Origin of the sequence: Chryseobacterium viscerum (genome assembly GCF_002899945.2) — a bacterium.
In the GTDB taxonomy this organism is placed as follows: Bacteria; Bacteroidota; Bacteroidia; order Flavobacteriales; family Weeksellaceae; genus Chryseobacterium; species Chryseobacterium viscerum.
This window is the reverse complement of record NZ_PPEG02000009.1, coordinates 227,572-254,499: the sequence shown is the minus strand read 5'-3', so window position 1 is coordinate 254,499 and position 26,928 is coordinate 227,572. Positions and strand designations below refer to the sequence as shown.

General features: G+C 36.5%; 23 protein-coding genes, 8 tRNA genes and 1 other RNA gene. 2 read left to right on the top strand and 30 right to left on the bottom strand.

The annotated features are described in order from the left end of the window. Nucleotides 1-79: 79 nt before the first annotated feature. The 14 genes from C1634_RS20785 to tuf all read right to left on the bottom strand — a co-directional run bounded on the left by C1634_RS20785 (nucleotide 80) and on the right by tuf (nucleotide 11,818). A complete protein-coding gene (locus C1634_RS20785) occupies nucleotides 80-2,677 on the bottom strand; it encodes a T9SS type A sorting domain-containing protein (RefSeq protein ID WP_165835372.1) in 2,598 nt (865 codons plus the stop codon). Nucleotides 2,678-2,707: 30 nt separating this feature from the next. Continuing rightward, nucleotides 2,708-3,847 (bottom strand): hypothetical protein, encoded by a 1,140-nt coding sequence (locus tag C1634_RS20780; RefSeq protein WP_123921534.1) that lies wholly within the window; start codon nucleotides 3,845-3,847, stop codon nucleotides 2,708-2,710. Between the two features lie 131 nt (nucleotides 3,848-3,978). Next, a complete protein-coding gene (locus tag C1634_RS20775) occupies nucleotides 3,979-4,425 on the bottom strand; it encodes a hypothetical protein (RefSeq protein WP_109739066.1) in 447 nt (148 codons plus the stop codon). Between the two features lie 326 nt (nucleotides 4,426-4,751). Continuing rightward, the gene (gene rplL, locus C1634_RS20770) at nucleotides 4,752-5,117 is read right to left on the bottom strand and encodes a 50S ribosomal protein L7/L12 (protein WP_007845452.1); all 366 of its coding nucleotides are present in this window, start codon (nucleotides 5,115-5,117) and stop codon (nucleotides 4,752-4,754) included. Nucleotides 5,118-5,163: 46 nt separating this feature from the next. Next, complete coding sequence (gene rplJ, locus C1634_RS20765) at nucleotides 5,164-5,757, bottom strand: 50S ribosomal protein L10 (RefSeq protein WP_103235447.1); 594 nt, start codon at nucleotides 5,755-5,757, stop codon at nucleotides 5,164-5,166. A 17-nt stretch (nucleotides 5,758-5,774) separates the two neighbouring features. After that, nucleotides 5,775-6,467 (bottom strand): 50S ribosomal protein L1, encoded by a 693-nt coding sequence (gene rplA, locus C1634_RS20760; protein ID WP_047099699.1) that lies wholly within the window; start codon nucleotides 6,465-6,467, stop codon nucleotides 5,775-5,777. Between the two features lie 11 nt (nucleotides 6,468-6,478). Then, nucleotides 6,479-6,922 (bottom strand): 50S ribosomal protein L11, encoded by a 444-nt coding sequence (gene rplK, locus C1634_RS20755; RefSeq protein WP_103235446.1) that lies wholly within the window; start codon nucleotides 6,920-6,922, stop codon nucleotides 6,479-6,481. Between the two features lie 268 nt (nucleotides 6,923-7,190). Continuing rightward, nucleotides 7,191-7,859 carry a hypothetical protein gene (locus tag C1634_RS20750; RefSeq protein WP_109739065.1) on the bottom strand — a complete coding sequence of 223 codons (669 nt, stop codon included), beginning with the start codon at nucleotides 7,857-7,859 and terminating at the stop codon, nucleotides 7,191-7,193. Nucleotides 7,860-7,865: 6 nt separating this feature from the next. Beyond that, complete coding sequence (locus C1634_RS20745) at nucleotides 7,866-8,513, bottom strand: hypothetical protein (protein ID WP_109739064.1); 648 nt, start codon at nucleotides 8,511-8,513, stop codon at nucleotides 7,866-7,868. 8 nt (nucleotides 8,514-8,521) lie between these two features. Next, nucleotides 8,522-9,142 (bottom strand): hypothetical protein, encoded by a 621-nt coding sequence (locus C1634_RS20740; protein ID WP_103233342.1) that lies wholly within the window; start codon nucleotides 9,140-9,142, stop codon nucleotides 8,522-8,524. A 555-nt stretch (nucleotides 9,143-9,697) separates the two neighbouring features. Beyond that, nucleotides 9,698-10,240, bottom strand: coding sequence for a transcription termination/antitermination protein NusG (gene nusG, locus C1634_RS20735; protein ID WP_103233341.1), 543 nt, complete (start codon nucleotides 10,238-10,240; stop codon nucleotides 9,698-9,700). A 20-nt stretch (nucleotides 10,241-10,260) separates the two neighbouring features. Next, the gene (gene secE, locus C1634_RS20730; RefSeq protein ID WP_103233340.1) at nucleotides 10,261-10,467 is read right to left on the bottom strand and encodes a preprotein translocase subunit SecE; all 207 of its coding nucleotides are present in this window, start codon (nucleotides 10,465-10,467) and stop codon (nucleotides 10,261-10,263) included. 12 nt (nucleotides 10,468-10,479) lie between these two features. After that, a tRNA-Trp gene (locus C1634_RS20725) sits at nucleotides 10,480-10,550 on the bottom strand. A gap of 56 nt (nucleotides 10,551-10,606) precedes the next feature. After that, nucleotides 10,607-11,818, bottom strand: coding sequence for an elongation factor Tu (tuf, locus tag C1634_RS20720; RefSeq protein WP_103233339.1), 1,212 nt, complete (start codon nucleotides 11,816-11,818; stop codon nucleotides 10,607-10,609). Between the two features lie 322 nt (nucleotides 11,819-12,140). Between tuf and C1634_RS20715 the strand changes: the two genes are divergently transcribed. Next, the gene (locus C1634_RS20715) at nucleotides 12,141-13,640 is read left to right on the top strand and encodes a DUF4394 domain-containing protein (RefSeq protein WP_103233338.1); all 1,500 of its coding nucleotides are present in this window, start codon (nucleotides 12,141-12,143) and stop codon (nucleotides 13,638-13,640) included. Nucleotides 13,641-13,731: 91 nt separating this feature from the next. On the opposite strand, the gene C1634_RS20710 is transcribed toward C1634_RS20715, so the two are convergent. From C1634_RS20710 to rpsU, 15 genes are all read right to left on the bottom strand, one after another. Continuing rightward, nucleotides 13,732-16,830 carry an efflux RND transporter permease subunit gene (locus C1634_RS20710; protein ID WP_109739063.1) on the bottom strand — a complete coding sequence of 1,033 codons (3,099 nt, stop codon included), beginning with the start codon at nucleotides 16,828-16,830 and terminating at the stop codon, nucleotides 13,732-13,734. Nucleotides 16,831-16,899: 69 nt separating this feature from the next. Then, nucleotides 16,900-17,985: an efflux RND transporter periplasmic adaptor subunit gene (locus tag C1634_RS20705; RefSeq protein ID WP_103233163.1), complete on the bottom strand. Its 1,086-nt coding sequence runs from the start codon at nucleotides 17,983-17,985 to the stop codon at nucleotides 16,900-16,902. Nucleotides 17,986-17,989: 4 nt separating this feature from the next. Next, nucleotides 17,990-19,231, bottom strand: coding sequence for a TolC family protein (locus C1634_RS20700; protein ID WP_103233162.1), 1,242 nt, complete (start codon nucleotides 19,229-19,231; stop codon nucleotides 17,990-17,992). A gap of 219 nt (nucleotides 19,232-19,450) precedes the next feature. Continuing rightward, complete coding sequence (locus C1634_RS20695; RefSeq protein ID WP_103233161.1) at nucleotides 19,451-20,815, bottom strand: sensor histidine kinase; 1,365 nt, start codon at nucleotides 20,813-20,815, stop codon at nucleotides 19,451-19,453. Further along, the gene (locus C1634_RS20690) at nucleotides 20,816-21,496 is read right to left on the bottom strand and encodes a response regulator transcription factor (protein WP_103233160.1); all 681 of its coding nucleotides are present in this window, start codon (nucleotides 21,494-21,496) and stop codon (nucleotides 20,816-20,818) included. It lies immediately after the preceding gene. Nucleotides 21,497-21,751: 255 nt separating this feature from the next. Next, nucleotides 21,752-21,823 (bottom strand) — tRNA-Thr (locus tag C1634_RS20685). 41 nt (nucleotides 21,824-21,864) lie between these two features. Next, nucleotides 21,865-21,937, bottom strand: a tRNA-Gly gene (locus C1634_RS20680). Nucleotides 21,938-22,024: 87 nt separating this feature from the next. After that, nucleotides 22,025-22,105, bottom strand: a tRNA-Tyr gene (locus C1634_RS20675). Between the two features lie 20 nt (nucleotides 22,106-22,125). Continuing rightward, nucleotides 22,126-22,199 (bottom strand) — tRNA-Thr (locus C1634_RS20670). 89 nt (nucleotides 22,200-22,288) lie between these two features. Continuing rightward, nucleotides 22,289-22,361, bottom strand: a tRNA-Gly gene (locus tag C1634_RS20665). 88 nt (nucleotides 22,362-22,449) lie between these two features. Continuing rightward, a tRNA-Tyr gene (locus C1634_RS20660) sits at nucleotides 22,450-22,530 on the bottom strand. A 20-nt stretch (nucleotides 22,531-22,550) separates the two neighbouring features. Continuing rightward, nucleotides 22,551-22,624, bottom strand: a tRNA-Thr gene (locus C1634_RS20655). Nucleotides 22,625-22,732: 108 nt separating this feature from the next. Continuing rightward, nucleotides 22,733-23,023, bottom strand: a complete 291-nt coding sequence (locus C1634_RS20650; protein ID WP_103233159.1) for an HPF/RaiA family ribosome-associated protein — start codon at nucleotides 23,021-23,023, stop codon at nucleotides 22,733-22,735. After that, nucleotides 23,020-23,907, bottom strand: a complete 888-nt coding sequence (locus C1634_RS20645; RefSeq protein WP_103233158.1) for a tyrosine-type recombinase/integrase — start codon at nucleotides 23,905-23,907, stop codon at nucleotides 23,020-23,022. The genes C1634_RS20650 and C1634_RS20645 overlap by 4 nt, the downstream gene beginning before the upstream one ends. An 83-nt stretch (nucleotides 23,908-23,990) precedes the next feature. Beyond that, the gene (gene rpsU / locus C1634_RS20640; RefSeq protein ID WP_045501128.1) at nucleotides 23,991-24,188 is read right to left on the bottom strand and encodes a 30S ribosomal protein S21; all 198 of its coding nucleotides are present in this window, start codon (nucleotides 24,186-24,188) and stop codon (nucleotides 23,991-23,993) included. A 270-nt stretch (nucleotides 24,189-24,458) separates the two neighbouring features. Here rpsU and ssrA point away from each other — a divergent pair. Next, nucleotides 24,459-24,856, top strand: a transfer-messenger RNA (tmRNA) gene (gene ssrA, locus C1634_RS20635). A 439-nt stretch (nucleotides 24,857-25,295) separates the two neighbouring features. On the opposite strand, the gene C1634_RS20630 is transcribed toward ssrA, so the two are convergent. Continuing rightward, nucleotides 25,296-26,927: a hypothetical protein gene (locus C1634_RS20630; protein ID WP_109739062.1), complete on the bottom strand. Its 1,632-nt coding sequence runs from the start codon at nucleotides 26,925-26,927 to the stop codon at nucleotides 25,296-25,298. Nucleotide 26,928 lies beyond the last annotated feature (1 nt).

Below are 26,928 nucleotides of genomic sequence, written 5' to 3'. Positions count from 1 at the left end.
ATCTCATTTTGAGGCTCTTAAAATAAGAGAGACTGCTCAAACATGAGCAGCCTCTCCACAACACAAGCTAATCTTATGATTATTTCACAATAACCTTATAAGATTGTATTTTTGATTTAGTTTCTATTTTAATAATATATACTCCTGTCGGAAGTGAAGAAGTATCAATCCCTGTATTGGCATTAAACTTATCGGTCTTCACGACCTGTCCGTGTGCTGAGAACAGTGTATACACCCCTTCTTCCGCTGATGTAATTCTAAGATTTTCTCCCGCTTTTACCGGATTTGGATATACTTTTACATCATTAGCCGCCTTATTGATTTCGGTTGCCGCAGCTCTTGTAGCAGCATTAGATGCATTTTTCAGCAATGAAGCGTATGGTGAAAGTGGAGAATTTGGAGATCCTCTCTTCACAAGGTCTGTATCTACAACTGCCTGGATACCATCTCTGTCCTTATCATCAATCGTAGAAATAAATCCACCACCCAACGTATCAAGATTCCCTTTTCCGATCTTATAAAGGTCAAGCTCTGAACCATCGGAAGTAATATCCAGGAAGTCCGGTTTATCATCCCCGTCTGTATTTTTGATTGGGTATTTCAAGATTCCTGAATCAGGTGAGGTTTCCAGAATATCTGCAATCCCATTTTTACCTACAGGAACATTGCTGTCGATCACTCCATTGTGGTCTGCATCAATCTGATTGATTACTGCTACCGGAATTCCGGATTCGAACAGATCTAAAATACCATCATTATCAGAATCAAGATCAAGATAATTAGGAACTGAATCTCCTAATACAGGTGTTAGAAGGATATCCCCTTCATCATCGTCATCCTGGAACTTGCCGTTTTTATCAAAATCTTCAATAGCATCAGGAATACCATCATTATCAGAATCCATATCACACGCATCTACAATACCATCACCATCGGTATCCAATGTTGGAGATTTATCATTTACAGCTGTACATCCTTCTGCACAGTCAGGAATTCCGTTTCCATTATTATCTATGCTGTCATCTCCTCCCGAGCACTGATCGAAGCAGTTGGGTACTCCATCATTATCATCATCTCTGCTTGCAAATGCATTGTAGATATAATAATTCTGCGGAATACGAATTGCCGTTCCGCTATTGAATGTAATCTTCATACGGTTGAAAGGTTTTGTAGCCTTCCCTCCAACATAGAACTTATTGGAATTTGTAGTGAAGAAGTTTCCACTGATAAGACTTCCTGAACTCGTAAAAGTATCAGTTAATGTATTTCCATTGTATAATGTTACCGTGATATTTTCCAGCACGCTTACCCCGAGAAGGTTTCCTGCTTTTTCTACTGTGAATCCAGCCATCGTATTGACAGGAAGCACAACATTACTGCTTACAGTAGCAAACGCTGAGAAAAGACTAAGGATAGAAGCTGCCGGAACGGTAGCTGTTGCATAATTGGACGGATTATTATCTACAATCGCTTCCGGATTGGTCATTTTAGCTAAAATAAGACCTAGAAACCCTGGTCCTGATGTCCATGAAGCTCCTGTTACCAGATTTCCAGGAACAGAAGAACCGCTTGTCTGGATCTTATCATCACATTCACAAGAAATAGGTTCTTCGAAAGCATAGTACACTTTAAGTGCTCCTAAATTAAATCCTACAGTCTGGGTAATTTTTAACCTTACTTCATTAAATGGTTTAGTGGTCGTCAACGTAACTTTTTGTTTTCCTGAACCATATCCTAAAACTTTAATATTAATCAAGCCTCCTCCGTCAGATAACTGCTTAGAATCCTGAAGCTGCCCGAAAAGATAAGTTTCTATCGTAATATTTTTTAAAAACTCAGCACTTAATAGTTTTCCCTGATCATCCGGCTCTATGACAAATCCCGTTCTGTTCCCTGCAGGATACACCTGATTTTTATCCAAAACTCCCACTGAATAAGATCCCAGTAATCCGATTGGAAGAACGATCGATCCATAAGAGTTCTTATTTCCATCCCCTATTCTTTCTTTATTCTGAACATAAGAAAGCGGAGCCAGGAAACTGCTGCTTCCGGATACATTCCCGTCAACACCACTTCCTGCAATGATATCATCACAAAGACCATTATTATCTGTAGGTACTTTCGCTGGATCAAATGCAAATGCATAATACACATTCATCGCACTGAATACGGAAAGTACATTGGTTTGATATAATCTCACCTCATTAAATTCTTTTGATGTTTTGAAGTGGAGAAATATCCTGTTCTTACTTCCTCCAAATGCAGGCACTGATAAAAGTGTACTGCTGGTAGTTGTTTCCTGAAGAACACCATTTTTATAAGTACTGATCCTCAAAGAACTCAAAAGATCTACCGTAATAAAACTTGTCCCAAGATCTACATTGAATCCTGTAATATACCCGGCAGGATAGGTTGTATTTTTATTTTTTACAGATATTCCGTTTCCACTTAACAAGGAAGCGAAATTTCCCATGCTTACACTGTTATCCAGGCTGGCATCCACCACCGGATTCATACTTCCGTTATAACATGCTAAGCAAATCCCTGAATTGTTCACAGGTTTTGCTTCTACACCCATCCCACGGATTGGTTCATAGCCCTGCTGCCCCAATACTACTGCAGACATTATGAATGTCATCAGCATAGCAGCTAGCTTTCCGAATAATTTTTTGGTCATATTCATTTTTTTTAAGTTTGTGTTTTTTGATTAGTTAGTGTAAAGTGCTTTCCAGTTGGTTCCATTACAGCCCTCGTGTACTTTTGCAGTCGTATTATATCGGATCGCTCCTTCCTCAGCACCACTACATGCTGCATCAGCACCAGAAGCAATTCCTTTCATCTGAATCGCAGCTCCTGTAGATGTGGCCGCAGTAGGGACCATATTGATTCCTAATATAGTATCTGTCCCATTGCTTTTATTGAAGAAAACATGCGATTTATTGGCATAAACCATTTGCCCGGCAGCTGCCTGACCTGAAAACCCTATCACTAAAGCTTCTGTACCAGAGGCAGTATTTGCCGAACCGATAGCAATATTATTCAATGATGTTGTATTTCCACTTCCTATGGTAATTCCTCCACTGTTTATATTACTGTTCCCAACCGTTAGCCCCGTTAAACCTGTTACTGTATTTAAGTTACCAAAGACTAAATTATTCGGGCCGGTAGCACTATTCGTATTCCCTATGACTTTAGCACCATTGTTGGCGGTATTTCCTAGTCCAATAGCTACTGCAGGAAAGTTCCCTTGCGCGGAGACAGTGTTATCTTTTCCTAAAGCCACATTTGAAGAAGTACTGTTGGTTAATGTATTATTTGATCCCCAGGTAAATGAAGCATAAGGACCTGTTGCAGAATTAGAATTCCCTCCTTGTAACGTTCCATTAATATCCAGTATTCCTTTTACATTTTTCTGAGTGGCCAAAACCAAATTTTGACTATCACTTGTTCCTAAGTAATTTCCGGTACCAATATTTGCTCCCAAAGCAGCTGTTGTTGCTGTTGTTCCGGCATTCCCTACCGTACGCCAGCTCCCGCTTAAGCTTCCCCATTTGGCACCATCAAAATAATAATACCCAGGTGAGACCACATCAGCAGTCTGCCCGGTAGGTGCAGCTTCAGCTACAGTAACGTATACGATTGCTCCTGTTTGAGCGGTAGTATAGTTTTTGGCTTTCAACTCTATTCCTGTGAGCCTTGGAGCAATCACACCATCAAATTTATTTGTATTGGAAGGTGATCCTACTATATCAAAGGTAGCCTGAGGTTGAGGAGTATTAATCCCTACCTGAGCGACCATGGGCAAACCAGATGTTAAAAGAGCTAAGGTTAATAATTTGTTTTTCATTGTTAATGGTATTTGCTGTTTTTATGTATATGTGTTTTTTATTAAAAGAACAATTCTCTGGCTTTCTCATTTAAATAATAAATGAATTGCCGGATGATTCGCTAAAGAGTGGTAAACATTATGAGAACTATTTAAGATACAAGAGTATGGGCCGATTTGTCGGGGATTTTAATGAGAAATTTAAAACCATCAATAAGTTTAAAAGAATTCGTATAGAACTCTTTGATTTCTTTGAATGCCGGAAGAGTATCTTCTTTGTAGATCGAGTAGAGATCCCCCCATTTATTCCAGGCTGCAACAAATTTTATATCTCTGAGGAATACAATCTGAATATGGCTATCACTAAAAGAAAGAAAGTTGTATTGGGAAGGGATACTATAGAATCTATTGGATTGTTTTTGATCAGCAGACCGTTCATTTACTTTTATGAGATCTCTCTCTTCTGCAGACCATTGATGAACTGAAGTACTTGCTAAGCATTGTTGTAGATAACTATTTATATCTGTGCAATATGGTAATTCAGGTTTACCCATAGCTACAGATATAAACTTAGCGTTTAGTTTTCCTACAGCCGTCATTAGCAAAAGAATTGCTATCTTATGACTACAGGAAAGAAAATAATTTCTATCCAATTATGTTGTGTTTTTTTCGATACAAATATAATATTTTTTCAATCAAAACAATAATTTATTAAATAAAAATCAATCAAAACAGACAAATAATAAAATACAGATAATATATACTACTGATTTTTATCAAATAATCAATCATAATAAAATATTACACAATAAGAAATAAGGATATTCAAATACTATTGTATATTAAAATTCATATTTACAGAGTGTTACAACAAAAAAAGCCCGGGCATTTGCCCGGGCTTCTATATTTATAATAAAATTGAAAATTATTTCAATTCTACTTCAGCACCAGCTTCTTCTAATTGCTTCTTAAGAGCTTCAGCTTCGTCTTTAGAGATACCAGTTTTGATTGGAGCAGGAGCACCATCTACGATATCTTTAGCTTCTTTAAGACCAGCACCAGTTAAATCTTTTACTAATTTAACGATAGCTAATTTAGAAGCACCTGCAGACTTAAGAATTACGTCGAATTCAGTTTTTTCTTCAGCAGCTTCCCCACCACCTGCAGCAACTACTACAGCAGCAGCAGCTGGCTCAATTCCGTACTCATCCTTAAGGATAGTAGCTAATTCGTTTACGTCTTTTACTGTTAAGTTTACTAGCGTTTCAGCTAAATTTTTTAAATCTGACATTGTTGTAATGTTTTTGTTGATTATTTATTTAATTTTTTGAGAGTAATTATTCAGCACTTGGAGTTTCTTCCGTGCTTTCTGCAGCAGGAGCTTCTGGAGCCGCCTCAGCAGGAGTTTCTTCAACAGCAGGAGCAGCTTCTTCAGCTTTAGCTTCTACAGTTTCAGATTTGTTTTGAAGAGCAGAAACAACTCTTTGAATTGGAGATTGAAGTAATCCAATGATTTCTCCGATCATTTCTTCTCTAGACTTGATGTTAGCAAGTGCAGATAAGTTTTCGTCTCCAAGATAGAAAGTTTCCTGAACAAAAGCAGACTTTAAAGCTGGCTTTTCTTCTTTCTTTCTGAACCCTTGGATTAATTTTGCTGGACCGTTTGCAGTCTCAGAAATCATTAATGCAGAGTTTCCTTTAAAAGTCTGGAACATTTCAGAGTAATCTACTCCTTCAATTTGTTCCATTGCTTTTTGCAAAAGTGTATTTTTTACAACTTTTACTTTGATATTTTGCTTGAAAGCCTGTCTTCTGAATTCTGAAGACTTAGCAGCGTTCAAACCGTCTAGATCCGCTACGTATACTACTTTTGCATCCTGAAGCAAGTCTTTGATCTCTTGTATTGCTACAACTTTTTGGTCTTTTGTCATTGTCTTAAGGATTTATATTAGTTAACAGATTTAGTATCAATTGCAATACCAGGGCTCATTGTAGAAGACAAATAAATGCTTTTTACATAAGTACCTTTAGCAGCAGTTGGCTTCATTTTGATCAATGTAGAGATCAATTCCTGCGCGTTTTCTTTGATCTTAGCAGCATCGAAAGATACTTTACCAATACCAGCGTGGATGATACCATACTTGTCTACTTTGAAATCAATTTTACCTGCTTTCACTTCAGTTACTGCTTTACCAATTTCCATTGTTACAGTTCCTGATTTAGGGTTAGGCATTAGACCTCTTGGACCTAATACTCTACCTAATGGACCTAATTTACCCATTACAGCTGGCATAGTAACGATAACGTCAACATCTGTCCAACCTTCTTTGATTTTTTGTAAATATTCGTCAAGACCTACATAGTCAGCACCAGCAGCTTTAGCTTCTGCTTCTTTATCTGGAGTTACAAGAGCTAATACCTTAACATCTTTACCAGTACCATGAGGAAGAGATACTACACCTCTTACCATTTGGTTTGCTTTTCTAGGGTCTACACCTAATCTTACAGCGATATCTACAGAAGCATCAAACTTTGTAGTGTTCACCTCTTTTACAAGAGCTGAACCTTCTTCAAGGTTATAGATTCTTCCTTTTTCTACTTTACTTAAAGCTTCCTTTTGCTTTTTTGTCAATTTTGCCATTTCTTTAGGTTTTAAGCGTTAGTTGGTTTAGTTCCTGTTACTTTTAATCCCATAGATCTAGCAGTACCTGCAACCATAGAAAGAGCAGAGTCCAGTGTAAAGCAGTTAAGATCTGCCATTTTATCTTCAGCGATCTTTTTCACTTGATCCCAAGATACAGAACCTACTTTGTTTCTGTTTGGTTCACCAGAACCACCCTTGATTTTAGCCGCATCCATTAACTGGATTGCTGCAGGAGGAGTTTTAATTACGAATTCAAAAGATTTGTCTTCGTATACTGTAATTACTACAGGTAAAACTTGTCCTGGCTTATCTTGGGTTCTTCCGTTAAATTGCTTACAAAACTCCATGATGTTCACACCTGCAGAACCCAATGCTGGACCTACTGGTGGAGAAGGGTTAGCTGCGCCACCTTTCACCTGAAGCTTTACCATTTTAAAGACTTTCTTAGCCATTGTTTGTTTTTTAAATTTGAATAATTAATGAGTTTGGAAGCATTTATTATTCAGCAGGTTATCCTACTCACTTATGATAAACCTACTTTTTGGACTGCAAAAGTATAAAATATTTTTGAAATAGCAAACGGAAATTGCTGATTTTTAAAAAGTTTAAGAAAAAAAAATTATAAAGTACAGCAATCCATTTTATAATATTGTGAAGAAGACATAAAACAAAAACGGCCATTTGATGTAAATGACCGTTTTTTATAAAAAGAAAGTATTTTTAAAAACCAGATGGTTTATTAATCGTTTGTGTAGAACCATCAGTTCCACCAAGATCAGCATTGATATCGCTGATATTCTGTTTTTCAATCAATCTTCTATACGCCATCAGATAAAGGTCAACAGTAAAGTTGTTATACGTTCTTGATGGAGTGGCTGAAGACACTGAGAGAAGTCTGCTGTCGGTAAACCTTGCTCTGATATGCCATGTTCCGTTACTTTTAAAGGCAACAACATCCGGAGATCCCTGTTTGTTATCATTCACACCATTGTCTCCATAATCAAGCATAACATTTGTAGTTCCATCATTTAACTTGAATGAATAATTATGAAGGATAACCAGAAAATTGTTTGCATCAATTTTGGTATCATAGTCTGTGATTCCTGCTCCAGATATTCCTGTAAGGGTAAGCTTAAGATAATTAAATAATCCACTGCTTTCTAAGGTCGGATCATACAACTGCAACCCATTTTGTGAAGTTGCTAAAAAGCTTCCTCCCGTCATGGTAGGCTCTCCCGGATTTCTTAAATATAAAGAATTTGTATATGTTTTTCCGTTAACGTCAAGTGTCTCTGTAGGGTTTGCTGTATTGATCCCTACTTTTCCTTTCTGGGCATTCAAAAATATCCCAAGGCACATGATTATTGTGATATAAATTTTTCTTTTCATAGTTTTTTATTGAAGCCCTATAGGCGTATTGGTTGATACTCCTGAATAACCAGGTGATGCTGATGCAGAAACTGAACCGTTGAAGGTTCCCCAGTCTTTCACCAGTGATTTTTCAAAAACATTCAGCGTAAGGGTCCATGTTCCGTTTTGGGAAGAAACAGTTCCGGCACCTTTAAAAGCTAAATTAATAGCATGGTAATTTTTACCTCCACTCGTAACCTGAGTAACTTCTGTGGCATAAGAACCATATGATTTTGGATTGGTTGTCGTGTTTGCTGCCGACACCGCTCCTGTAAAAACAGCACCTGTAATTGCTACTACATATTTATTTACTTCTAATCCTGTATTGAGGTTTACAACTTCATCTTGTCTTACATTGGTCAATACAACATTATACATATTTACAGGAGCTACATTACGGAGCGAAATATCCAACAGCTTCACCTTGCCTACCGGCGAAGTATCTTTAGAACGGGTAAGGAGAAGATAATTTCCGCTTGCCTTCGTATTTTCAGTATCTATTAAATAGGACTCTACCAATGTTTCTCCTTCAACATCAAGAGTTCCTTGAGGTGTTTTAGTATTAATTCCTACTTGAGCATTTATGCTTAAAGCAGCAAAACCCGTAAAGAGTATCGCAATAATTTTTTTCATATTGAATTTTATTGAATTAATGGAGCTGCTGCAGCACCTGTAGTTGAAGTATTAAGATTTTGTGTAGTATTAAAATCTTTGGCATATGATCTGTCAAATACCAATAAATTCAGTGTCCAGACTCCCGTCGGGAAAGAGTTATCAGGAGCAAATCCTTGATAATCTGCTTTAAGCTTCCATGTTCCTCCTGATGAATACGCAAAGATCTGAGGCATTGGAGTAACCCAGTCTGCAGTAAAAGTTCTTGTGGGCTGTGTAAATCCAAAAGATGAGATAACCACCAAAAACTTAGTAGAATTAATCATGGTGTCAAACTGATTTACCCAATCTTTATCAGAAGGATCGCAGGTAATTTTGAATTGAATAAGATTAATTGGCGCTGGTGAATTGGGTACAAAAGAGTCATTGTACGCTGTAATTTTGTTTTCAGGAGCAGGAGATTTGATAATGAAAGTGTAATTCTCATCCGCTTTCAGTTTTTCCATGGGCTGCTTGAAAACAATTCCTGATGTCTTCATTGTACCGTTTACGCTAAGTTGCTTCTCCGGTGTTGTAGTATTGATGCCAACCTGCGCACTGGTGAGCACAGATGCCCCCACCAAAATAATCATCGAAATAATTTTTGTCATTGGGTTATGTGTTTATATAAGCTTGTGTTTTTGAATACCTAATCCAATATTGTATGCTTTTAGTTAAAAAACATAAAACATTCATACACCTGCAAATAGTGTATAAAAATAAAAAGCATAAAATTTTATGGATTATTTAACAGTTGGTTTGCAAGAAGTATGCCATCCAAAAGTGAATTAAGTAAAAGAAAAAAGCTTTGGTGTAAAAAAAAACACAAATAATCTCCAAATGGTGAAAATTAATATAAAGCAAAGTACGCGGTACAAGTAATCAGCAGAAGAATATATTTTAAACTATCAAAAAATAATCATCAGAAAGTTTATATGCATGTACTCTATAGACAAAATCGAAATTTATTTTCGCTATTTAAGCAAAATTTTACAGTAAGGGGATTTCATCTATTGAAAAATTTTAAGCTAAAATCTAATTCCATGGATTGCTTCCACCTTCACTTCAACGTTCATCATTCATCATTTATAATTAATAAGTAACTCATGTATAAAGACAAAAAAGACCGCTAGTAAGCGGTCTTTTATATTTTATATAAGTAATTATTATACTTTTTCTACTTGCATGTAGCTAAGCTCCATTGGAGTTTTTCTACCGAAGATCAATACAGAAACTTCAATTTTCTTTTTGTCTTCAAGAATTTTCTCAACTGTACCATTGAATCCGTTGAAAGGTCCATCGATTACTTTAACGTTTTCACCTACTACATAAGGAATTTCAATATCGCTTGCAAATTCTGAAAGTTCATCCATTCTTCCAAGCATTCTGTTGACCTCTGATTTTCTCATTGGAACAGGATCTCCTCCTTTTGTTAAACTTAAGAAAGAAATAACCCCAGGAATATTCTTGATAGCGTGAGGAATCTCTCCCATCAGATCAGCTTCAATCATCAAGTATCCAGGATAGTAAGGTCTTTCTTTAGGAACTTTTTTACCGTTTCTAATTTGGATTACCTTTTCCATAGGAATAACCACTTGAGTAACGTACTGCTCAAACCCTAAACGTTTGATTTCTGTCTCAATATAGTTTTTCACTTTATTTTCCTGTCCGCTGATTGCTTTCAGCACATACCATTTCAATTCGCTCATTATGGGAAAATACTTAATTATTAATTGAACAAGTTGATTAGCATTCCTATTATGTTGCTGACTGCTTTTGAAAACAATTCATCAACTCCAAAGGTAAATAATGCCAGAATCACTGTCGCAATAGTCACCACGATTGTAGAAGACTGAAGATCAGCCCATTTTGGCCATTCAACCTTATGTCTGAATTCGTTATAAGAACCTTTTAAAAAATCGACAAATGAACTCATAATTTATATTTGCACGGGCACAAGGATTCGAACCCTGATCAACGGTTTTGGAGACCGGTATCCTACCATTGGACGATGCCCGTAGATTAAAAGCTCCGTAAAGAAATTCCTTACGGAAGCTTTTTATATTTTAAGATGATTAGTCTAGGATTTCAGTAACCTGACCTGAACCAACTGTTCTACCTCCTTCTCTGATTGCAAATCTAAGACCTACGTTAAGAGCGATTGGTTGTAACAATTCTACAGTGATCTCTAAGTTATCACCAGGCATTACCATTTCTACACCTTCTGGTAAGAAGATCTCACCTGTAACGTCAGTAGTTCTTACATAGAACTGAGGACGGTACTTGTTGTGGAATGGAGTGTGACGTCCACCTTCTTCCTTAGAAAGGATATAAACAGAAGCTTTGAATTTTTTGTGTGGCTTAACTGAATCTTTCTTAGCGATAACCATACCTCTCTTGATGTCAGTTTTTTCAATACCTCTCAACAATAGACCTACGTTATCTCCAGCTTCACCTCTATCTAGGATCTTTCTGAACATCTCAACTCCTGTAATAGTAGAAGTTAATTTCTCATCACCCATACCAACGATATCAACTGGATCACCAGTGTTGATAACACCAGCCTCGATTCTACCAGTTGCTACAGTACCTCTACCTGTAATAGAGAATACATCTTCAATAGGCATCAAGAATGGCTTATCCATATCTCTTGTTGGTTGCTCGATCCAATTATCAACAGCATCCATTAATTCTTCTACACTTTTGAACCATTTGTCTTCTGTGTTAACAGGAGATGAAGTAGCTGCAGTAAGTGCACCTAGTGCAGAACCTTGAATTACTGGAGAGTTATCTCCGTCAAAATCATAAGTAGACAATAAGTCTCTAAGTTCCATTTCAACTAGCTCTAATAATTCAGCATCGTCTACCATGTCAACTTTGTTCATGAAAACAACAATTCTAGGTACGTTTACCTGACGGCAAAGTAAGATATGTTCTCTTGTTTGAGGCATTGGTCCATCAGTTGCAGCACATACTACGATTGCTCCATCCATCTGAGCAGCACCAGTTACCATGTTCTTAACATAGTCGGCGTGACCTGGACAGTCAACGTGAGCATAGTGTCTATTTTCAGTTTCGTACTCAATGTGAGCAGTATTGATAGTGATACCTCTTTCTTTTTCTTCTGGAGCAGAGTCAATAGCAGAGAAATCTTTCTTCTCAGCAAGACCTTTGCTAGCTAACACAGCACTAATTGCTGCAGTAAGTGTTGTTTTACCATGGTCAACGTGACCAATAGTACCAATGTTCAAGTGTGGTTTGTTACGATTAAACGTTTCCTTTGCCATGATTTAAATTATTTATTTATTGTTTTTCAAATTTTCAGTGTGCAAATATAATGAATTTTTAAATACCAAAAACTTTTTATTAAAAAAACTTTCAATATTCTCATCCACTGAAGGACAAACCTTACATTTCCACGTATTGAGAATGCAAATTTACACAAATTTCTTAATTGAAAAAAATCCTTAGAAACGTTTTATTAAAAATATAAACTATCTTACTAATTATGAATACAATATACCGGTAAAAAAATCCTAAAAATATGTCTACCTATAAATCCATTTCTATTTTTTTCTCGTACATACAAAAACAACTAAAATTAATATTATGAGAAAACTATTACACATCTACTTCGCCCTGTTTGCCATTGCAACTTTGTTTTCGTGTGACAATTCGGATGAAAACTATATGTCGGAAAATACCCCTCAGGGTCCGGATCTTATGGTATACGGAATAACAGCAATGAATGAGCTTGTTTATTTTAATTCCAATAATCCAAAGACTTTCACCTCAAAAACTGCTGTAACAGGTATTACATCAGGAGAAAAATTGTTAAGTATAGATTTCAGACCTGCAACAGGAGAACTCTATGCATTATCTAATGCCAGTAAATTATATATCATCAATACTTCCAATGCTTCAGCAAGAGCCGTAAGCTCCACAGCATTTGCTCCTTTGATTTCGGGGACCATAGCTTCTATTGATTTCAATCCTACCGTTGACAGAATTCGCCTGGTGAGTAATACCGGACAAAATCTGCGTTTACATCCGGAAACCGGAGCTATTGCCGCCACTGATATTACTATTAACGGTACCGGAAGTCCTTCGATAACAGGATTAGCTTACACAAACAGTAAAGCCGGTGCTACTGCGACTGTTTTATATGATATTGATCCGGCTTTAGGAAAATTATACAAACAAGATCCTCCCAACAATGGAACTTTAGTGGAAGTGGGAAGTTTGGGAACCACTTTTACCGGGCAGGCTGCTTTTGACATTAAATTTGATAACAGTACTGCTCTATTAGCGCTCAGTGATAAATTGCATGTTCTGGATCTGAATAATGGAAAAACAACATATGTAGGTTCTCTTCAGCAGGCTGTCATTGATCTTGCCATTCCTACAGAACCGGTAGCCTATGCCATTGACAATTCTAATACTCTCCAAATTTTCAATCCAAACAGTCCGATGCCAGTTTCCAAGACAGTAGCAGGATTACAAAGTGGTGAGAATATTTTAGGGATAGATTTCCGTCCTGTAAACGGACAATTGTATGCATTGGGAAGTTCAAGCAGAATTTACACCATCAATTTGGGTACAGGTGCCGCTACGGCTGTGGGTACTACTCCTTTTGCTACTTTACTTTCCGGAACAGATTTCGGCTTCGATTTCAATCCTACGGTGGATAGAATAAGAGTAGTGAGCAATACAGGACAGAATCTTCGCTTAAATCCTAACGACGGAACAATTGCCGCTGTAGATCTTGTCTTAAATCCAGGAAGCCCTATGATAAGCGCTGCAGCGTATACTAATAATTTTGCGGGAAGCACGGCTACTACTCTATTTGTCATTGATCATAATACGGACAAATTATACCAGCAAAACCCTCCTAATAATGGAACTTTAGTAGAGACAGGCTCTTTAGGAATTAACATTACAAGTGCTAATGGTTTTGATATTGGAAGCATGAGCCAAAAAGCCTATTTAATGGCATCGGTAGGTTCATCCACAAAAATTTACTCCATCAATACAACAACAGGAGCAGCAACTTCAGTTTCCGATTATCCGAATGCTGTAAAAGCTTTTACAGTGGGATTAGGATTTTAAACTTCGACTCATCCTATTTTTATTTCAATAAATGCAGAAGCGCGGAAAACTTTGTTTTCCGCGCTTCTTACTAATATAAATGAAAGATAATTTAAATATGACTGAGCTTCTTCGTCCTGTTGAATATCCAGAAGATAATCGGGAAAATAAGCAGTGTAAGAACTGTTGCTGTAATAAGTCCTCCAATAATTACAATAGCCAAAGGTTTTTGTGATTCCGAGCCAATACCTGTAGATAAAGCTGCCGGCATCAATCCTATAGACGCCATAAGTGCTGTCATAATTACTGGTCTGGTTCTGGATTTCACTCCGTTTAATATCGCTGAGTCTATATCCATGCCGTCTTTAACGTTCTGATGGAACTCCGTGATAAGGATGACACCGTTCTGGATACAAATTCCCAAAAGGGCAATCATTCCTACTCCGGCAGAGATTCCAAAATTGATTCCGGTAACATGCAGTGCAATAATCCCACCGATTAAAGCAAAAGGTACGTTGGCCAATACCAAAAGGGAATCCTTCATATTTCCAAACAGAATAAACAGCAGGAAGAAAATCATCAGAATACTCACCGGTACCACCTGCGTCAGCCTGTGTGATGCACGTTGCTGGTTTTCAAACTGACCGGTCCATCCTACGGAATACCCATCAGGAAGTTCAATAGCATCCACTTTTTTCTGGGCATCGGCGATCGTACTTCCTAAATCTCTATCCCGAATGGAGAATTTAACTCCAATATATCTTTTGATATTATCTCTATAAATAAATGCAGCCCCGTTGTCTTTAACGATAGTACTGATTTCTTTTAAAGGAATCTTTGCCCCATCCTGTGTAGGAACCATCAACGCTGCAATGTCATTTTCATTGGTTCTGTATTCCTGGGAATATCGCAGACGGATTGGGAACTTTCTTTCGCCATCGAACATTTCTGAAGCGGTTTTTCCTCCAAAAGCCATTTCCAGTACGGCTTGTGCATCCGCCGGCATTACTCCATAAGCAGCCATTTTATCTCTGTCCAGCACAACACTTACTTCTGGCTGTCCTATATTTTTAATAATTCCCGGATCTTTTACCCCTTGTACATCTTTAATTTTTAATACCACTTCGTTGGCTAATTTATCAAGGGTTTCCAGGTTATCACCATAAATTTTGATTCCGTTTTCGGCTTTAAAACCAGCTACAGCTTCTGCTACGTTATCGGAAATCGGTTGGGAATAGTTGAACGTAATTCCCTGATAACTTCTGAGCTTTTTGTCAATTTCATTAATCAATTCATCGTAGGTGATCTTACGTTTCCATTCTTCTCTTGGCTTAAGGTTAACGGCAAACTGTACAAACCCGAATCCATTGGGATCTGTTCCATCATTACTTCTCCCTGTCTGCGCAAGAACATCTGTCACTTCTGAGAAGCTCATAATGTCTTTCTTTAAAAGATCTGCTGTTTTCAATGATTCTTTCAATGAAGAACTCATTGGCATTTCAGCAGTGATCCAAAGTGAACCTTCGTTGAGCTGCGGCAAGAATTCTGTTCCTAAAAATTTACCGGAAAACAAAGTAACTACCAGAAACGAGATCGCAACAATCATACTCGTTTTTTTATGCTTAAATGTTAAATTAAAGCCTTTCAAAACGATCCTATCCCAAAAATTAACAAACGGATTGTTCTTTTCTCTTACATTTTTATTTAAAAGGAGATGGGAAAGAACAGGAACCAATGTTAATGTAAATATCAATGCTCCTATCAATGCAAATCCCAACGTAAACGCTAAAGGCGAGAACATCTTCCCTTCCACTTTCTGGAATGAGAAGATGGGAATAAGAGAGGTAATGATAATCAATTTTGAAAAGAAGATTGCTTTTCCTAATCCGGTTCCGGTCTGCTTGATCCAGCCTCCCTTTGCAAGTTTATTAAATTTCTCCATGCCATACCGTTTGGCTTTATGATCCAGCATTACGAAGAGTCCTTCTACCATGACGACGGCTCCGTCTATGATAATCCCAAAGTCTACTGCTCCTAATGAAAGCAGGTTGGCACTCATCCCGGCTAGTTTTAAACATAAAAATGCAAATAGTAAGGATAGAGGAATAATGATGGAAACAATCAATGTTGTTCTCCAGTCGGCCATAAAGATCAAAACGATTACCGTTACCAGTACAATTCCTTCAATAAGATTATGCATTACAGTATGGGTCGTAAAATCCATCAGGTTATCACGGTCATAGAAAGTAACCATTTTCACATCTTTTGGAAGAACTTTTTCGTTGAGCTCTTTAATTTTAGCTTTCACTCCCACCAAAACTTCTCTTGGATTTTCTCCTTTTCTCATTACCACGATTCCTTCTACTGTATCATCGTGATTATTCAGAGCCGCCTGTCCTACTCTAGGCATAGAACTTTCATGTACTTCTGCTACATTTTTTACCAAAACAGGGTTTCCACTATCATTTTGAATGGTAATATTTCCGATGTCGGCAATCGATTTTACCAAGCCAATTCCTCTTACAACATAGGCCTGCCCATTTTTCTCAATCACATCACCCCCTACATTCAGATTACTCTTGGTAACGGCATCATATACCTGAAGCGGTGTCAGGTTGTATTTATCTAATGCGCGTGGATCGATACTCAATTCGAACACTTTATCCTGTCCTCCGAAAACGTTAATATCTGCTACACCGGGCACTCCTCTTAAAGCACGGTCTATCACCCAATTTTGCAGCGTAAGAAGACTACGGGAATCCTTTGTTTTACTTTCCAGCGTATATCTGAAAATCTCACCGGTTGGCCCGTAGGGTGGCTGTACTTCCGGGTCTACCTCATCAGGAAGGCTAATGGTTCTTAACTGGTTATTGACCTGATTTCTGGCAAAAGTATCGTCCACCCCATCGTCAAACAGAATTTTAACAATGGAAAGTCCAAACATCGTGGTACTCCTCACACTTGTTTTCTTCTGAACCGGGCTCATCGCCAACTCAATGGGGGTAGTAACAAAACGTTCTACTTCTTCTGCACTACGCCCATTCCACTGGGTAATGATTACAATCTGGGTATTGGTAACATCCGGAAAAGCTTCAATAGGCATATTTTTGAAACTTATAAAACCGGAGATCGCTAAAATCGCCACCCAGATAAAGGTAAATGCTTTATTTTTTAATGAAAAAGCAATTATATTTTTTATGAATTTATTCATGATAGATAAATTGATGACCTAAAAAAGCCGTTGAAAGAAAATACAAATATTCTTAATGGTTTAATAAGACTAGCTGTTCAGTGAACGGTATATCAGCAGCTGATTGTTGGTAATCACTTCTTCTCCTTCTTTCAGTCCATCTGCAACATAGGTAACATCTCCTACCTGCTTTAATACTTTAATTTCTCTGATTTTCACATCTGTTCTAGATTTGAAAATAACGACAAAGCTTTTGTTGTCATCAAAAATGACAGCCTTTGACGGTAAAGTAAGCATCGTACTGCTTTCTAAGCTGGATACTTTTATCGTAGCTTTACTATCCGGAATCAGAAGTCCGTTGGCGTTGTCCAGCACTACTCTTGCCTGCATGGCATTGGTCTGCGGATCAATAATCTTGAATATTTTATCGATTTTCCCATCAAAAAATTTATCCGGATAAGAGAGGGTAGATACCTGCGCTTTCATTCCAAGGCTGATCTTATCAATATCAGATTCATTGACGTTCATGATGGCCCATACATTGGTTGTATTGGCAACATCAAAGATATTATCACTCCTGTCACTTCTCAGCTGCATATCTTTATTGATACTTTTCTGAACAATATAACCGCTGATAGGGGCTACTACACTGTATATATTTCCGCTTTTCACATTATAGACCGTACTTATTGCTGCTGTTCTCTGCATTTGGTCTTCGGCTTTTTGCAATTGGCTTTTAGCTTCCAGGACATCTCTTTCTGTATTAAGTTTTCCTTCATACAATTCCTTGGCAACACGAAGATTATTTTTAGCCACTACCATATCGGTTTTAGCATCACTTACATCTTTTTGAATTTCTGCAAGCTCGGTACTTCGGATCGTTGCCAGCACCTGCCCCTTTTTTACATAATCTCCAAGCTCTACATTTACACTCATCACGTTTCCTCCTACCAATGGATAAACATCTATATAACTGTTTTTATCTGCAGAGATCTTTCCGTAGAAGCTATACTGATCTTCTATATTCTTCTTTTCAACTTTTGCCAGAGAAATAGAACTCAACATGGTATTGCTAAGCTCAAATCCTTTTTTAGCCTGATTGGTTTTTTCTTCCTCTTTTTTTGAACAGGCCAATAATGAGAGGGCTATCAATACGGGGATAATATATGTTTTCATGATTTTAATAGAAGATTTTCGTTTGTACTAGTTGATTAAGCTGTTCTGCCGACTGCATGATTTCATTTTTCATATCATAGATCTGAAGGGCTGTTTCCCTATAGCTGTCCATGAAATCTGTAAATTCTATCAGGTTGACATTTCCTTTTCTGAAATTGGTCAACATTCCGTTGTATACAAGATCCATATTCTGCAGATCTGTCGTTTTAATATCCAGAAGCTGATCATACTGGGTCTTCCAGGTTTTATAGGCAGACTGAATTTTGGTTTGTAGTGTGAGTTTCTGAAAGTCTGCATTTTTCTGGTTCTGCTGAATAGCATAGTTTGCTTTTTCCACATTCCCCTGATTTGATTTCCATAAAGGCAAAGGAATTCCTAGAGTCAGGTTGGCTTCATTATTAAATGTTCCTCCTGCCTGATCCCATGCAGCACCTACTGTCACATCAGGTACATTCAATGATTTCTGCCATTGTGCATATAGCTTACTGTTATCAATAAGCTTAAGGTTATATCGGTAATCTGCATTATTTTCCAGCGCTTTGCCTTTAAGCTCTTCTTCATCGCCGAAGGGTTGTGCCGCCAATGCTTCTTTAGCTTCAGCCTCAGACATTGTGGGCTCTATATCTTCTGAAATTCCCGTTAACACTTTTAAATTCTGTTCAAAATCAAGAATGTTTTTATTGATCTCCAGTTTATCATGATTCAGTTGGATCACAATACTCTGAAGTCTGACAGCATCTTTAAGGGAAACGTTTCCTTTTGCCGACTGTACACGATAGGCATTTAAGAGGTCATTCATATACCCTAGCTGCTTATTGGTGTTCTCAAGTTTTAGTTTTTCGTAATAAAGATTAAAATAAGCAGAACGAAGCTGAGATCTTAAATCGGCAAGCAATTGGGAAAACTGAAGCTGCGCCAATTCTTTATTGGATTTGGCAAAAGCAATTTCATTTTTCTTTTTCCCACCCATATAGATCAACTGTGTAATTCCCGCTCCTTTTGAATGTCCTACATCAAAAACCTTTTTATCTTTAGGATTATAAGCATTAAACTGCCCACTCAATTGGGGCAATTCCCAGATTTTAGCCTGCAGAATATCTGCATCAGCCATATTGATGTTGTATTGTTCGGCGAGCAGTTGTAAGTTGTTCTTCTGAAAAGCTTCTTCACAATCCAAAAGAGACATCTGCTGTTGTGCCGCCATGAATGAGGAAATGGTGAGGCACAGCACTGCAATTCTGTTCATTATTTTTCTTTTTAAAATACAAAATTGCTTTGATGCGATTAAAAGAAACTTAAATGACGCTTAAAAAAATATTAAAATAGGCTTGAATAGCCCATTTACAAGAAGTCTGAAAGAATAAAAAAAGTATTTTATTCTCTTATTGTTGAATTTTTAATTAAAAATTTAATCCGTAGTTTAACAAAAAAGCAACTGTTTTTTTAAGACCAGTTGCTTTTATACTTATTTTTTGAAAAATAATGTGAATTTATTAATGTAATCTTCAGGAGAAGAGTATATAATATCAGCATCGTGGTATTCAAGGATTCTTTTAACGATTCTAAGACCTAAGCCTGATCCTGATATATTTTGAGCATTATTTCCTCTTGTGAAAGCTTCAAACAGTTTCATCTGTTCTCCTTCAGAAATGGTATTTCCGTGAGAAATAACTTCTATAGAAAGATTATCGCTTGTTTCGGTAATCAAGACATTCACTTCCGTATTGTCTGAATATACCGCTGCATTTTTGAAAAGATTAATAAAGACAATCACCAGCAGCGACTGAATCCCTTTTATCGTCAGAAAAGCATTTTCAGAACTATCTTCATTAATCAGGAAATCCATCTTAAGTTTCGGGTAACTTTTCTCGACTGCTTCAAAGGCCTCAAAAATGACTTCATCAATCCTTACCTCTTCATAGATACTCTGGATATTTTCTTTATCAAATTTCGTAAGCAGCAAGAGAGAATTCGTCAGATCTGACAACTGGTATACATCCCGCTGAATCTGCTGCAGGGCGGATAAGGTTTCTGGAGAATGTTCCTCAAATTTAATAAGGTTTTCCAACTGAAATGCCATCCTTGTAATGGGTGTTCTGATCTCATGTGAAGCACTCGCTGTAAAATCCTTTTGTGACTGAAATACATCATCCAATCTTCCGATCATGGTATTAAAAGATTTTGCAAGGACACTCACTTCATCATTGGACTGCTGAACAGGAATCTGCGTTGTCAGTTTATGGGCCGTAACTTCAGAAATTTCCTTATTCAGGTCTTCCAGCGGACGGAGGAATTTTTCAACAAAATAATAACTAAAAAACCCAATAAGCATTGTACTCATAACATATGCTGTGATCAAAAGATATTTAAGATACCCCAGCTTTGATTTTCCATTAGTATCAAAGGCACTGGTCAAAATATAATAGTTTTCACCATTGATATTTCTAAGCGCAGCATAGATCTCCGGAATTGTTTTCTCTGTGTAAATAATCTTCTTTCTATCCAGCTCTTTAAGCATCGCACTATCCCAGGTAACATTCCGATCCTTGATTGTACTATAGATCAGTTCCTTTTTTTCATTGAAAATTAAAATCTTTTCATTCAAAAGGATATTATCAGAGTTCTCATTGAAAAAAACCGGAGCTTCTTCTTCAAAATCTTTGGATTTTGAAATGAAATGGGAAGTAAATTCAAGTCTCTGCCTGAACCTTTCTTTGAACTCATCTCTTCTAAAATCATTAAAAGATAAATAAATAACCGCCATCACCATTCCAAAGAGTAATGAAAAGGCGATACTGATCGTCAAAGCTATCTTTCTTTTTAAAGACATTTATAATGGACTTAGGTAATATCCGAAACCGGAACGGGTATGAATTAATTTTACTTTGAAATCTTTATCAATCTTTTTCCTTAAGAAATTGATATAAACTTCCACTGTATTCGTATTTGTATTAAAATTGTGTTCCCACACATGTTCTGTGATCTGCTGTTTGGAAACCGTTCTCCCTTGCGCTTCCGCAAGATAGACCAGCAGTTGAAATTCTTTCAGCGTAAGTGTTATTTCATTTCCACCTCGATAGACCTTTTGCTCAGTTTTATTGATAATGAGGTCATCTATCCTCAGAATATCTTGATCCGAATTATCTGAAGGTGCTTTTCTCCTCAACAAAGAATTTATTCTTAAAAGAAGTTCTTCAAACTGAAAAGGTTTTACCAGATAGTCATCAGCCAGCCTGGTAAAGGCATCCTTCTTATCAGAGATATCTCCATAAGCAGAAATGATAATAATGGGTGTGTTCTTGTCGAAAGAACGAATCGTCTGGCAGACATCAAGTCCATTTATTTTGGGAACATTGATATCCAATAAATACAGATCATATGTATTATTTTTTATCTGGCGGAGAAAAGTCTCTCCGTCATAGATCTTATCACAGCTAAAATTATTTGATTCTAAAAATCTGCAAAGCTCTGCAGAAAGAATGAGATCATCTTCTAATAAAAGAATATTCATCAAAAATTTATTTTACACGAATTTAACGAAAATTTTATGATTGAGATTCTAAAGATGAAGTAAAAGTTTTTAGAACCTATCTCTATTTGATATTGAAGAGAGATTAGGTAAAAAAATTATGAAGCAATGGGTCATGATTTTATCTAAGCAGACGTTTAGCTATAAAATGGCTTTAAAAACAAAATCGTTTTCCTTTTCTTTTTTAAAATAAAATTTGGGCAAAAAAAAATCCCGAAGAAATTCGGGAAAATCGAGAGCCAACTACGGGACTTGAACCCGTGACCTCTTCCTTACCAAGGAAGCACTCTACCGCTGAGCTAAGTCGGCATCAAATAAAAAAATCACACTGAGTAGCGTGATTTTTTTTGAGCGGAAGACGGGGGTCGAACCCGCGACATTCAGCTTGGAAGGCTGACGCTCTACCAACTGAGCTACTTCCGCAATTTTGTTTCCAAAATTATTGGTAAACGCTGTGCAAAACTAAGAAAACTTCTTTGATTTTGCAAGTTTTTTTTATAATATAAAAAGTGGGGAGAGCAGGATTCGAACCTGCGAAGCCGAAGCAACTGAGTTACAGTCAGTCCCATTTAGCCACTCTGGAATCTCCCCAAATATGTTATATTAAAATGAGCCTCCAGAGGGATTCGAACCCACGACCCCGAGATTACAAATCACGTGCTCTGGCCAACTGAGCTATGGAGGCATTTTAATAAAAGACTGAAAGTGATAGAGAGACTCTACTCTACACGTTTCAGTGTTAAAAAAAATCACTTTAAAAAGATGATTTTTTTGAGCGGAAGACGGGGGTCGAACCCGCGACATTCAGCTTGGAAGGCTGACGCTCTACCAACTGAGCTACTTCCGCAATTTTGTTTCCAAAACCATTGGTAAACGCTGTGCAAAACTAAGAAAACTTATTTAATCTTGCAAGTTTTTTTTATAAAAATATAAAGTGGGGAGAGCAGGATTCGAACCTGCGAAGCCGAAGCAACTGAGTTACAGTCAGTCCCATTTAGCCACTCTGGAATCTCCCCAAATATGTTATATTAAAATGAGCCTCCAGAGGGATTCGAACCCACGACCCCGAGATTACAAATCACGTGCTCTGGCCAACTGAGCTATGGAGGCAAATATAAAAAAGAATTCAAAAGATCGCTGTTCCTTTTTTGCGAGTGCAAATATAGAACGGATTTTTTGAATTCTCAAATATTTTATAAACTTTTTTCGACTTTTTTTTTAAGCCATTTCTTTCTTCTTGATTAAGAGCTTTTTAGCAGTATCAACACAAAGGTCCATACTTTCTTCAAAACTCGCTGTTGTCTTTTTTACTACGATATCGTCACCCGGAACCGCCAAAATAATCTCAGCAGTTTTATTCGCTTTATCCGCGTTATTTTCTACTTTTAAGAATACCTTACACTCATGAATCTTATCATAGAAGGTATCTAATTTGCTTACTTTTTTTTCGATGTGTGATTCTAGTGGTTCGTGTGGAGTTAAACCAATTGATTGTACTGAAATCTTCATAATTCTTCTTTTTTTGATGCTCGAGGGTGAGCCTGATTAAACACTTTTTTCAATTGTTCAATATTAGCATTCGTATAGACTTGAGTACTGGCAAGACTGGAATGCCCTAATATTTTTTTCACTTTGGAGATCTCCGCCCCATTATCCAATACGTGAGTAGCAAAGCTATGACGAAGGATGTGAGGACTTCTTTTTTCTTTCGTTGTTATAAGACTAAGGTACTTATTAACTACCACATAAACAAATTTTTCGCTGAGTTTTTTCCCTTTCTTATTTACAAAAAAATACGATTGATATTCTGCCTGTGGTTTTCTTACTTCCATATAGCTCTTAAGAAGCTCAGACAATTCATTGGAAATGGGAACTACCCTTTCTTTATTCCCTTTCCCTATTACTTTTAATTCATTTCCGTATAAGTCAACATTCTCAAATATCAGGCCACAAAGTTCGGCTTTACGCATCCCTGTTTGGTAAAGTACCTCCATAATGCATTTTTCAAGCACATTATGTACCTGTTCGAAGATTCTTTCATTAAGATCCTTCATTTCTTCTTCAGACATAGGGATCTGTTTTTCAGCGTAAAACTTCAGGGAAGAGATTCCTTCTGTAGGAGAAACTTTAATTTCCCCTATTTTCAAAAGAAATAGATAAAAACTACGAAGAGAGGACAACTTCCTATTAATACTTCTTTTGGAAATATTGTTTTCACTCAGTTCAACAATAAAATTTCTTATAATTTTCTTGTCTGCTTTGGCTAAATTGTCGGAAGATTCTGTTCGGAGACAGAAATGGGAAAAGTCTGCAAGGTCTTTTTTGTAGCTTGTAATGGTATGAGGAGAATACCTTTTCTCGAATTGTAAGTAGTCTATAAATTTATCCAACATGAGCTAGGGCATAAAATAAAAAATTCACTCCTCAAATATAATATTTAAGAAGTGAATTTAATATGTGTTTAAGAAAAAAATTCTTAAGCCTGCTCTTCCTTGCTAAGTGCTCTTTGTTTGTAAGCAGCTTTTAACTTAGATTGTCTCAAAGTTACAGAAGGCTTGATAAACGCTTGTCTAGATCTTAATTGACGAACTGTACCTGTTTTATCAAATTTTCTCTTGTATTTTTTTAAAGCTCTGTCGATGGATTCACCATCTTTTACTGGAATTATTAACATATTTTACATCTCATTTTGGATTGCAAAGCTAGACTTTTTTTCTTAAAGTACAAAATATATTACAACAAACAATCACTTCCTCATTCAAAATTTGCTTAAAAATCCAGTATTGAAGACTATTAACACGGAATATTATTTTTATCCACAATGATCAAATATAATCATCACAAGATCATTAATCCATATACTCTACACCCAATTTTCATTAAAATCCAACCATATTAATGAAATGTAAACTAAAAGCATTATCTTTGCATTCACTTTATTCATGGGGTTGACTGGTTTCGACAGCAAGACCAATGGGTAAGTAAGCATGCAGAGAACCGTAGCGCGATCTCTATAATCCCTTGCTACAAAATTTTAACTGGCAACGAAGAGTTCGCTCTTGCAGCTTAATATCGAAGTATAGTAGATCAAGCGTTTTCCCGAAGATAGTAAGGAAGCAAGATATTCCACAAATGCTCTGTTCTGCGGCGTTTGATTCTGGGATATAGGAATGCGGAAATAAGGTTTTAGAAACTTCGGCTAAAACACGAAAACTTAGAAGATAAGCTGGAAGTTGGGTGTCTGCTCTCTGCCTCCAGTCGAAAATCAATAGTAGAATAAGCATGTAGAAAGCTTATGTATTGCTTGTTTGGACGAGGGTTCGAATCCCTCCAACTCCACAAATACACTTGTAAATCAATACTTTACAAGGATTACTCCCAAAATCACACCCAGTTTTAAAATAAAACTGGGTGTTTTTATTTTTATTTCTTGATTGACTTTCATACCTTGTTTAGATAAATCATTTAATATTGAAAGTCGATTGAAATTGAATTAAAATAACAAACAATCTATTTCTACAAAAACCCTTATAAACATTCTGTTTATAAGGGTTTTTAACTTAGGTGCTAATCTTTATCTTCACCTTGGTTTTCAATTTCATCCTCTATTTTGTCCAGAAGAATAAAAAGTTCTTTAAAATCAAACAGAATGTTATCCAGATCATTTGGAGTTCATCCCTTTAAAGTATAAATATAGTCTACAAATAATGAAAAAAGATTTCTTTTCATAGTTTTTGGTGGGTGGTCTTCTATAAACCGAATGATAGCTTTGCTTAGAGGTTCATTCAATTGTTGCATCCTTTTCTGTTTTGTCAATTAAGCCCTCTTCTATGACCAATTCATCAAGTTCATTCATCAGCTTTTCCACAAGAACTTTCATTTGATCTATTACTTCCTTATCAAGACAAGTATACTTATGACGCAGAATCTTATGGTATTCCAAAGTGGGAATAAGTTTTTGCAGGAATCCATCATATAAATGTTGATAATGTATCAGATCCGGATTGCCATATAAACATAGTTTCCACAATGATTGAAAGGACAGATAATTGGGCATATAGCAAAGCTTCACAAAAATGTAGGTTCTGCAAAAGGAAAGGAAGAATAAAGCGAAAATATATGGTATTCCCTGATGGTTTTCGTTTTCATTCCCAACCATACTCAAAAACTGTAAGGCATTACCTTTTTCTGATTTGTAATAATCATCCAAGTCTTGATGCGGATGATGGGGAAACTCCCAATGAGGCTTGGGATGATAAGGATTTGAAGCATAAATCCTGTTTTTACCCTGTATAATGTTCACAAAGAAATTCTGATACTTGTACAGGTGTTGCTGAATCCAATTGCGGTCGTGGCTGATAAGCACAAAATCGTATTGTTTCCCAGTTTTACTTTTAAGATAATATTGTTTCTCTCTAAGTTTCTCATTGCTCACGTTTTGAGCAATTATAAGCAGATAATAGGTAATATTGTTTCCATAGATGGCTTTATGAAACAGATAGATCTCTTCTGTATTCTCCAACTTTATAATGATTTTGACAGCTTTATCAACAATTTTATCTTTGTGATCCGCCAAAACATCAGGTATTTCATAAGGTATCGCAATGTCACGAGGTGATTTCTTGATCTGTTTTTTTAATTGGTCTAAGCGTATTTCTATCATACTGAAAAGACTTTCTTCTGCAATACCGATGGCTTCAAAGAATTCGTTGTCATACATAGGTTCATCCTCACGAGCAGAATTTCTTGCTTTGTCAAATAAACTGATCAGATAATACTCCTTTCCATTTTTTTTCACAAAATATTTTTGAATCTCGGGAGCATAGCGTATTAAATGATAAATACGCTCGTGCAAATTTTTTGAATCAGAGGAAGATCCTGTATATAGGTTTTCCAGATATTCCAAGTCATACCTGATCACCTTTTCATAGCTGAGGAAAACACTTACAAACGATTCATCCTTAATGAATTCAAGGGTTTGAGACAGTAATAAATTGTGATCGTGGTAAAATCTTTCCTTGTAATTTTTGAACTTTTTATTGAACTTTTTCCAATTTCCGTTAATTAAAAGGTGATTTCGGTATTTTTCATTTTGATAGATCAAGGCAGATGGTTTGCAGTAAAATTTGACAAAGGGATGTCCTGAATCAAATTTTTGATGGAGTTGAGTATTGTAAAATAGATGGATGTGTACTCTATGCTCAGCATAGGCATTTCTAATCCAGAGTTTTTGTTTTAGCTTATCAATATCCGTCTTGTGTTCTAAATGTATAATTAAATGGGAATCCTCAGAATGTATACTTTTATTATAAAAGATCTGAATGACAATGTAATCTTGGTTAAGCTGTTTGATAGAATCTTCTAAAAATTCGTTTTCGAGTTTTGAGAATGAAAGTTGTTCTGAAGTTTTCATA